The 8,973-nt window shown below is 50.6% G+C and carries 5 protein-coding genes; 1 reads left to right on the top strand and 4 read right to left on the bottom strand.

What is annotated here, in order from left to right:
* Positions 1-261: 261 nt before the first annotated feature.
* From IGR76_10110 to gltB, 4 genes are all read right to left on the bottom strand, one after another.
* A complete protein-coding gene (locus tag IGR76_10110; protein ID MBF2078849.1) occupies positions 262-498 on the bottom strand; it encodes a hypothetical protein in 237 nt (78 codons plus the stop codon).
* Between the two features lie 299 nt (positions 499-797).
* Positions 798-1,031 carry a hypothetical protein gene (locus IGR76_10105; GenBank protein ID MBF2078848.1) on the bottom strand — a complete coding sequence of 78 codons (234 nt, stop codon included), beginning with the start codon at positions 1,029-1,031 and terminating at the stop codon, positions 798-800.
* 45 nt (positions 1,032-1,076) lie between these two features.
* Positions 1,077-2,561 (bottom strand): glutamate synthase small subunit, encoded by a 1,485-nt coding sequence (gene gltD / locus IGR76_10100; GenBank protein MBF2078847.1) that lies wholly within the window; start codon positions 2,559-2,561, stop codon positions 1,077-1,079.
* Between the two features lie 92 nt (positions 2,562-2,653).
* Positions 2,654-7,246, bottom strand: coding sequence for a glutamate synthase large subunit (gltB, locus tag IGR76_10095; protein MBF2078846.1), 4,593 nt, complete (start codon positions 7,244-7,246; stop codon positions 2,654-2,656).
* A gap of 1,248 nt (positions 7,247-8,494) precedes the next feature.
* Between gltB and IGR76_10090 the strand changes: the two genes are divergently transcribed.
* A partial coding sequence (locus IGR76_10090; protein MBF2078845.1) for a phosphoenolpyruvate carboxykinase (ATP) occupies positions 8,495-8,973 on the top strand: 479 nt, incomplete at its 3' end.

The following is an 8,973-nucleotide window of genomic DNA, read 5'->3' as shown; positions in this document are numbered from 1 at the left end:
ATGATTCAGATCGTTAAACCCGATAGCTACAAGGTTGAAGGTTAATACCAGGACATTCTCAAGGCGAACCTGACCGTTTTTCTAATCATGCAACAAAGCCCAAGGACTGCAAAAAACAAGAGAGTAATGCTAGTAGCGCTCAATCTTGATGAATTCGCAAAGGAGGTTGTAATGAATAGCAACGATATTACAAACAGGAGCTGAGAGAAGGGATTCTCAGTCGCCTCAATCCATCTTCGGTAAGACCGCACAGTACTTAATCTACCAACTATACATCAGTTCACCCGTCTGCACTTTATCCCAAACAAGAGCTTGAATAATCTCGAGCTCTTGAGGACTCACTTTGCCATCTTTCCACAAACAACGCTTAATTGACTGATTCTCGTCTGCGGTTAAAATCCCATCATTAACAGCTTTTTCAACGAGTGCTCTTAACGAGTCTAAGTCACTGAGTTCTTCTTTCGTCAAAGGTACAGCATTAGGGCGTTCAACTTGCATGATCACTATCCTCCTAAGAGTTTAGGTAGAGGTTAAGTATGGTTATCTCTACCCTCTTATCCTAGTGGGGAATCATTGAGAACGATGGAATATGTACGTTAGCTTAAACATTGGAACACAATTGTTTGCATTCCCGTAGCATGAACAGTCAGTAATGTTCGTATCGGCACTGCACATTATAGTGGCTCACGTGCCGTTATTGGAGGGAGACTACAGAAGAAAAGGGTGAAATTGCCTTGATTTCACTCTTTTATCACAGACTGATCGCCAATTTATAGAATCTCCCTCCAATGAGTGGCTTAGTAACTGTCTTCTTTGCCAACAGTGCGTTTTTCGAGCTGGTGGTTGGCCTCTTGGAGGCGATCGGCCACCGCTTGCCGTAGCGGTAGACTTACCTCTGGATCCGCAAGGACATCCTGGGCATCTTGACGATAAGCTGCACCGGTCACGGGGTCAATTTGGTCATCTTGGACGAGTTGTTCCAGTTCTTCGCAGACCTTCTCCGGAGAAGGATGGTCAGATGCTGAGGTCATATCGTAATTCTCCAAATCATGAACGGTTAATTTAGTCGGTTTCCGCTAGGGCAGATCGGTACTGCCCATGAGGTAGCGATCGCACTCTCGTGCAGCACCACGACCCTCGTTAAAGGCCCACACCACCAGACTTTGTCCCCGACGACAATCCCCTGCGGCAAAGACACCGGGAATGCTGGTGGTGTAGCTGCCCTCGTCGGCTTTGATGTTGCTGCGGGCATCTTTTTCAACACCCAAGGCATCGAGCAACGGTTGTTCTGGCCCTAGGAAACCCATTGCCAAGAGGACTAGCTGAGCCGGTAGTACCTTTTCCGTTCCCGGAATGGGGTTCGGAATGAAGCGTCCACTGTCGTCCCGATCCCATTGGACTTCAACGGTGTGAACCGCTTTGACATGACCGCTTTCATCCCCTTCAAACTGGGTGGCAGTGGTGAGATAGCCCCTCGGATCGCTGCCAAACCGGGCGGCAGCTTCTTCTTGGCCGTAGTCCATGCGGTAGATTTTGGGATATTCCGGCCAGGGATTATTGGCGGCTCGCACCTCTGGGGGTTTGGGCATGATCTCGACTTGTACGACGCTGTTGCATCCGTGACGAATTGAGGTTCCCACACAGTCGGTGCCTGTATCGCCGCCGCCGATGATCACGACATCTTTGCCTGCTGCCGAGATGAAGCTGCCGTTTTTATGGTGATCCAACAATGCTTTTGTATTTCCGGTCAGGAACTCCATGGCAAAGTGGATGCCTTTGAGATCGCGGCCTTCAATGGGGAGATCTCTGGGGCGGGTTGAACCCGTACACAGCACGACGGCATCAAAGTCGTTGAGCAAGGTTTCCACGGGCAGATCGTTGCCCACTTCGGTATTGCAGATGAACTTCACGCCTTCCTCTTCTAAGAGAGCCAGCCGACGGAGAACGACTTTCTCTTTATCGAGTTTCATGTTGGGAATGCCGTACATCAGCAGTCCACCGGGGCGATCGGCGCGTTCAAAGACCGTAACCCAGTGTCCGGCAGTGTTCAACTGGGCAGCCGCGCACAATCCCGCTGGCCCAGATCCCACCACCGCGACTCTCTTTCCTGTCCGTTTTTCGGGGGGATGAGAGGTGATCCAGCCTTCATCCCAGCCTTTTTCGGCAATGGAATATTCAATATTTTTGATCGTGATAGGCGGGTTATGAATACCCAAAACACAAGCGCCTTCACAGGGAGCCGGACAAACCCGCCCAGTAAATTCGGGGAAGTTGTTGGTTTTGTGGAGGCGATCGAGGGCTTCTTCCCAGAGTCCCCGATAGACAAGATCATTCCATTCTGGAATCAGGTTGTTAATGGGACAACCACTCGCCATGCCACTGATAATATGTCCGGTATGGCAGAAGGGGGTGCCGCAGTCCATGCAGCGTGCGCCCTGAATCTGGAGTTTCTCTTCGGGCATGGAAAGGTGGAACTCGTCCCAGTTGCCAACGCGATCGCCCGGGTTGACTTCTAAGGGCAGTTCGCGGAGATATTCAATAAAGCCAGTTGGTTTTCCCATAGTTGCGTTTGCGGTATGTCGTAGTCGTGGGCAGAGAGATAAATGGGGGAGCGTTGCCTCTCTCGACAGTGGAAAGTGACAACGCAGGAAGGTTAGCTGCCGCCAACGCGGGCAACATCGCGGGCGTTTTCTTCGAAGGCGACATTGAGGGCTTCGTCGCCGCTTAGCCCCGATGCCAGGGCATTCTTGAGCGCTTGAATCACTCGTTTGTAGTCCCTCGGCATCACCCGCACAAACTTAGGAATCATGGCATCCCAGTGGTCCAAAATGGCGATCGCCCGTTGGCTGTTGGTGTACTTGGCATGGTTTTGGACCATCTGGTGGAGTTCGGCAATCTCTTCGGGATCATCGAGGCTTTCTAGATCCACCATTTGACAGTTACAGTGGTTTGCGAAGTCTCCTTGCTCGTCTAGAACGTACGCGACACCGCCACTCATCCCTGCTGCAAAGTTCCGTCCAGTTGCGCCTAGAACAGCCACTTTACCCCCCGTCATATATTCACAACCGTGGTCGCCTACGCCTTCCACCACGGCATTTACGCCAGAGTTGCGAACACAGAAGCGTTCTCCGGCGATACCGCGAATGTAGACTTCGCCAGAGGTTGCGCCATAGAGAGCGACGTTGCCCGCAATGATGTTCTCTTCAGGGACAAAGGTGGATTCTTTCGGGGGATAAAGGATTAGTTTGCCGCCGCTGAGTCCTTTACCGAAATAGTCGTTGGTGTCCCCTTCCAGTTCCATCGTGACTCCCTTGGGCACAAAGGCTCCAAAGCTTTGTCCAGCACTGCCCTGGAAGTGGAGATGGACGGTATCTTCGGGGAGTCCGTGCCAATGGCGTTTGGTGAGTTCGTTGCCCAGGATCGTTCCCACCGCTCGATTAATATTCTTGATAGGAACCGTGGCCTTGACGGATTCACCGCGTTCAATGGCAGGCTGACAGAGATCCAGCAGAATGGTCATGTCCAAGGACTTTTCTAGACCATGATCCTGAGGGATCTGGCAATAGCGACCGATCTCTGGACTCACCTCTGGCTGGTAAAGAATCTTAGAGAGATCGATGCCTTTGGCTTTCCAGTGGGCGATCGCCTGTTTCGGTTCCAGCACATCGGTACGACCGATCATTTCATTCAGGGTGCGGAAGCCAAGCTGAGCCATTAGCTCTCGCACTTCCTGGGCCAGGAAGGTCATAAAGTTGACAACATGCTCTGGCTCACCAACAAAGCTCTCGCGTAGCTGAGGATCTTGGGTGGCAATTCCGGCAGGACAGGTGTTGAGATGGCAAACCCGCATCATGATGCAGCCCATCGACACTAGGGGAGCCGTAGAGAAGCCAAATTCTTCAGCGCCCAGGAGAGCGGCAACTACTACATCCCGTCCGGTCTTCATCTGACCATCCGTTTCGACAGCAATCCGAGAGCGAAGGTTGTTCAATACCAGCGTTTGATGAGTCTCCGCCAGTCCCAATTCCCACGGTAATCCAGCGTGTTTGATCGAGGTTTGGGGCGAGGCTCCCGTCCCACCATCAAAGCCGGAGATCAGCACGACGTCAGCATGGGCTTTGGCTACACCCGCGGCGATCGTACCGACCCCCACCTCAGAAACCAGTTTGACGCTGATCCGAGCGCTGCGGTTGGCGTTCTTGAGGTCGTGGATCAGTTCCGCAAGGTCTTCGATGGAATAGATGTCGTGGTGGGGTGGGGGTGAGATTAGACCCACACCGGGGGTAGAGTGGCGTACCTTGGCAATCCAGGGATAGACTTTCTTTCCAGGAAGCTGTCCGCCCTCTCCAGGTTTTGCACCCTGAGCCATTTTGATCTGGATCTCTCGTGCCTGGGTGAGATAGAGACTGGTCACGCCAAAGCGACCGGATGCCACCTGTTTAATGGCGCTATTTTTCGAGTCTCCGTGTTCGTTCGTCCAGGTATACCGTTCAGGATCTTCGCTGCCCTCGCCCGTATTGGATTTGCCACCAATCCGATTCATGGCGATCGCCAGTGTCTCATGTGCCTCTTTCGAGATGGAACCGTAGCTCATGGCACCCGTCTTAAACCGAGCCATGACTGCTTCGATCGGTTCGACTTCCTCAATGGGGATAGGCTGCCGTTCCTTGAACTGGAGCAATCCGCGTAGGGTGAAGAACTTTTGATTCTGTTCGTTGACTAAGCTGGCGTACCGCTTAAAGAGATCATAGTTATTCTCGCGCACGGCGCGTTGCAACGAGTGGATAGTTTCCGGGCTAAAGAGATGGGCTTCTCCTTCCTTCCGCCACTGGTATTCGCCCCCCACATCTAGGTTGCGTCCATTGACTTCGCGATCTGGGAAAGCGTGATGATGACGTAGCACCGCCTCTTCAACAATCACATTTAGGTCAACGCCCGCAATCCGAGAGGCCGTCCAGGTGAAATATTGATCGATGACGGATTGATTTAGGCCGATCGCCTCAAAGATCTGTGCGCCACGATAGCTTTGCAGCGTCGAGATCCCAATCTTCGATGCAACCTTAATCACGCCCTTAGTCGCAGATTTGATATAGTTTTTGCAGGCTGTGGGATAGTCTACGTTCACCAACAAGCGTTGCTGGATCATGTCATCTAAGGTTTCAAAGGCGAGGTAGGGATTGATCGCACCGCAGCCATAGCCGATGAGGGTAGCGTAGTGGTGGACTTCACGAGGTTCGCCCGATTCCAAAACCAACCCAACCCGGGTGCGGGTACCGCTGCGAATCAGGTGATGGTGCAGACCCGAAATGGCGAGAAGGGCTGGAATCGCGGCATGATCGTAGTCAATGCCGCGATCGCTCAGAATCAGAATACTAACTCCATCGGCGATCGCTTGATCCGCCTTCGCAAAGATCTCCGCCATGACTCGCTCAACGCTGTCTACTCCCTCTTTGGGGTTAAACAGAATTGGAATCGTAATGGACTTAAACCCATCTTCGTTAACGGCCTTGAGCTTTGCCAATTCCTCATTGGTCAGAATCGGTGTTTTCAGCTTGATCAGGTGGCAGCTTTCCGGTTCAGGTTTCAACAGGTTACGCTCTGAACCAATCGTGGTTTCCGCTGAGGTAATAATCTCCTCCCGGATGGAGTCAATGGGAGGATTAGTAACCTGGGCAAAGAGCTGTTGGAAATAGTCGTATAGCAGTTTGGGGCGATCGGAAAGCACCGCTAGGGGTGTATCTGTTCCCATCGAGCCAATCGCCTCAACGCCATCTCGCGCCATCGGCGTTAGCAACAGACGTAGATCCTCAAACGTGTATCCAAACGCGGTTTGACGCTGAATCAAACGCCCAGGCTCAACCCTCTGAAGTCCTTCCCCATCCTGAAGTTGGGCGAGATCCACCAAGTGCTGATCCAGCCATTCGCGATAGGGCTGGGCTGTGGCAATTTGAGACTTGATCTCTTCGTCGGCAACGATACGTCCCTGCTCCATGTCTACCAGGAACATGCGTCCGGGCTGTAGGCGACCTTTAGCGGCAACCCGTTCCGGTTCAATGGGCAACACGCCTGCTTCCGATGCCATGATTACGAGGTCATCTTTGGTGACGTAATAGCGAGAGGGACGCAGACCATTGCGATCGAGCACGGCTCCCATCATCGTGCCATCGGTGAAGGCAATGGATGCAGGGCCATCCCACGGTTCCATCAGACAGGAGTGATACTCGTAGAATGCCTTTTTCTCTGGACTCATAGACTCATGGGCGGTCCAGGGTTCAGGAATCATCATCATCACCGCATGGGGGAGCGATCGCCCTGCTAGGGTCAACAGTTCTAAGGCATTATCGAAAATGCTGGAGTCGCTGCCGTCAATGTTGATGACAGGTTGCGCCTTCTGGAGATCGTCCCCAAAGAGATCGGACTCAAAGAGTGACTGACGAGCGTGCATCCAGTTGATGTTGCCGCGCAGGGTATTAATCTCGCCATTGTGGGCAATGTAGCGATAGGGGTGCGATCGCTCCCAACTGGGGAAGGTGTTGGTGCTAAAGCGGGAGTGAACCAACGCCAACGCACTCTCCATGTCAGGATCGTGCAGTTCGGGATAATACTCACCCACCTGCATCGTCATCAGCATCCCTTTGTAGACCATCGTGCGGCAGGAAATGCTGGCCGGATACCACCACGGATCGACCTTGCCCTCTTTGCGGATCAGGACGTAGGAGTGTTTACGAATGACGTAGAGTTTTCGCTCAAAAGCGAGATCGTCTTCCAGATCGGGCGATCGCTGGATAAAGACTTGCTGCATAAAGGGTTCACTAGCCTTTGCCGTTTCACCAAGCAAACTATTGTCGGTGGGAACATCTCGCCAACCCAGCACGGCCTGACCAAACTCGTGGGCAACCTGTTCAAACAGGCGGCGACTTTGTTCCCGCTGAGCCGGATCGGGTGAAGCGTAGATCATGCCAACACCGTATTGCCCCTTCGGCGGCAGCGTGATCCCTTCGACGGCAGCCACTTTACGCAGAAACGTATCAGGAACCTGTAGCAAAATCCCAGCACCGTCCCCGGTGTTGGCTTCAGCACCGCATGCCCCCCGGTGTTCCAGGTTTTGGAGAATGGTTAGACCACTTTCCACAATGTCATGGGATGCAATCCCTTTCATATGGACAATAAATCCGACCCCACACGCATCGTGCTCAAATTGCGGGTCGTACAGTCCTTGTTTGGGTGGCAGTTGATTGCTGTTCATGCTGGATATTCTGAAATGGCTGGCTGAGAAAATAGCAGAATTAGGAGACGGAGATGAAGATACTTAAGTCTATACTGACTATGAATTTTCAGGGATGAGATCAAGAACAGGCGTAGATTTTAAGGAAATTGTCAGAATATAACACCCGGATTCTTAATATCTTTTAATCAAAGCCCAAATTCTTAATATCTTTTAATCAAAATCCGTGTCTATGGGCACATGAAGCTTTTTTGGTAACAACAGTAACTATTTACTGTTTTCTTTATATTTAATGCTTTCTTTTACCGCTTGAATGGGAACAATTTGTTTACGGTTACTGTGGATTTTTCGAGCATAATCTCATAATTGCTACTTCCTGACCTTAATCGCCACTTCCTAGTCTGAGGGAATTGGAGCAATGTAGGGAAGCTTGGGGGGTGACCTATTGTGTTGACCTATGATTTCAAGACTGCAACCCGTATGTTGGGGCAGATCACACCTGATTAGTCACGCCTGATGAGATCGATTAACGCAACCATCTGGTTTTAGAGTTGGATGATAGGTCTTGATTGAAGTCCTTGGTTTAACAATAAAATAGTTGTTCAAGTTTAAAAAAACTTTCTAATCCTTGCTGTGCTGACTCCTGAAGTAAATAAAGCTATTTAAAGCATTTTTATGGCTAAAAGCCCCTCAACGTGTAACAGTTTAAAACCAAATCTCTTTAATTTTGTAAACGAAACGGATTGACTGAATAGATTGTCATTTAGACTGAAGATAGTTAGGTAGGCAAAAGGAATGCAATCGCTCTCATCATTAGATTGGTTTCCGATTGAATCATCTAGATCGGATAGTGTAGCTCTCAGCGAAATGAAATATTTGAGAATGTGAGCGATATATCGTTGTAACTGGTTGTCGTGGACAAGGTTAGATTAGTCTTAGGGAAGCCGATGGCTTTGTTTGGGTTGTGTGTTACGGTGCTGTCTTGCCGTAGTGGCTTGGATTGATTGTAAGACGGTTAAAAGATGAATAGACTTCTAACCTTTGCTTGCTCTGGATATTGAGTTGTTGAAACTAGTGTTTGATTAAGCGCACCAAAAATTGGCAGAACCTGAAGTTGCCTAGGAGTTCTAGCTCAGGAATCTTACAGCTATTTCTCCTTATGCAGTTGACTGCTTAGACTGGTGATGACTGTTTTGAGGAGATTGCGTCGCATAATGTGCCAGATTTCGCTTCAGAAATTTTTCCGTTCCCATTCTAGGAGGACGTTCAATGGCTACTGAACTACATGCTCATCAAGAACGATTGAATGATTGTCGCTCTAACGATTCAAAGACTGTGTTAAATCAGTCTGCATGTGTGCCACCCCCTACAGGCGTTATTCCTAGAAATTTCAATTTCCCTGTCACGATAACGGATAACTTGAATTTTTGTGAGCGATCGCGCACCTACGGGCTAGAACAGCTCGGAATGCGAAACCTAGGGCAGGTCTACTACAATCTCCCCGTTCCGGCACTGGTCGAACATGCCCTCATTCGTGGCGAAGGTCAACTGGCCTCCAATGGTGGACTGTGTGTCGAAACCGGGCAGTATACGGGGCGATCGCCTGCCGATCGCTTTATTGTCAGAGAAGCCAGTACAGAGCATGATATTGACTGGAATAAATCGAATGTTCCGATCTCAGAACAGCAGTTTAGGCAACTCTATCGCCGAGCGCTATCCTACGTTCAGGGACGGGATCTCTATATCTT

It is taken from the genome of Synechococcales cyanobacterium T60_A2020_003, from assembly GCA_015272205.1.
Classification (GTDB): domain Bacteria; phylum Cyanobacteriota; class Cyanobacteriia; order RECH01; family RECH01; genus JACYMB01.
Note: the sequence above shows the minus strand (reverse complement) of the source record. Positions and strands in the feature narration are given on the sequence as shown.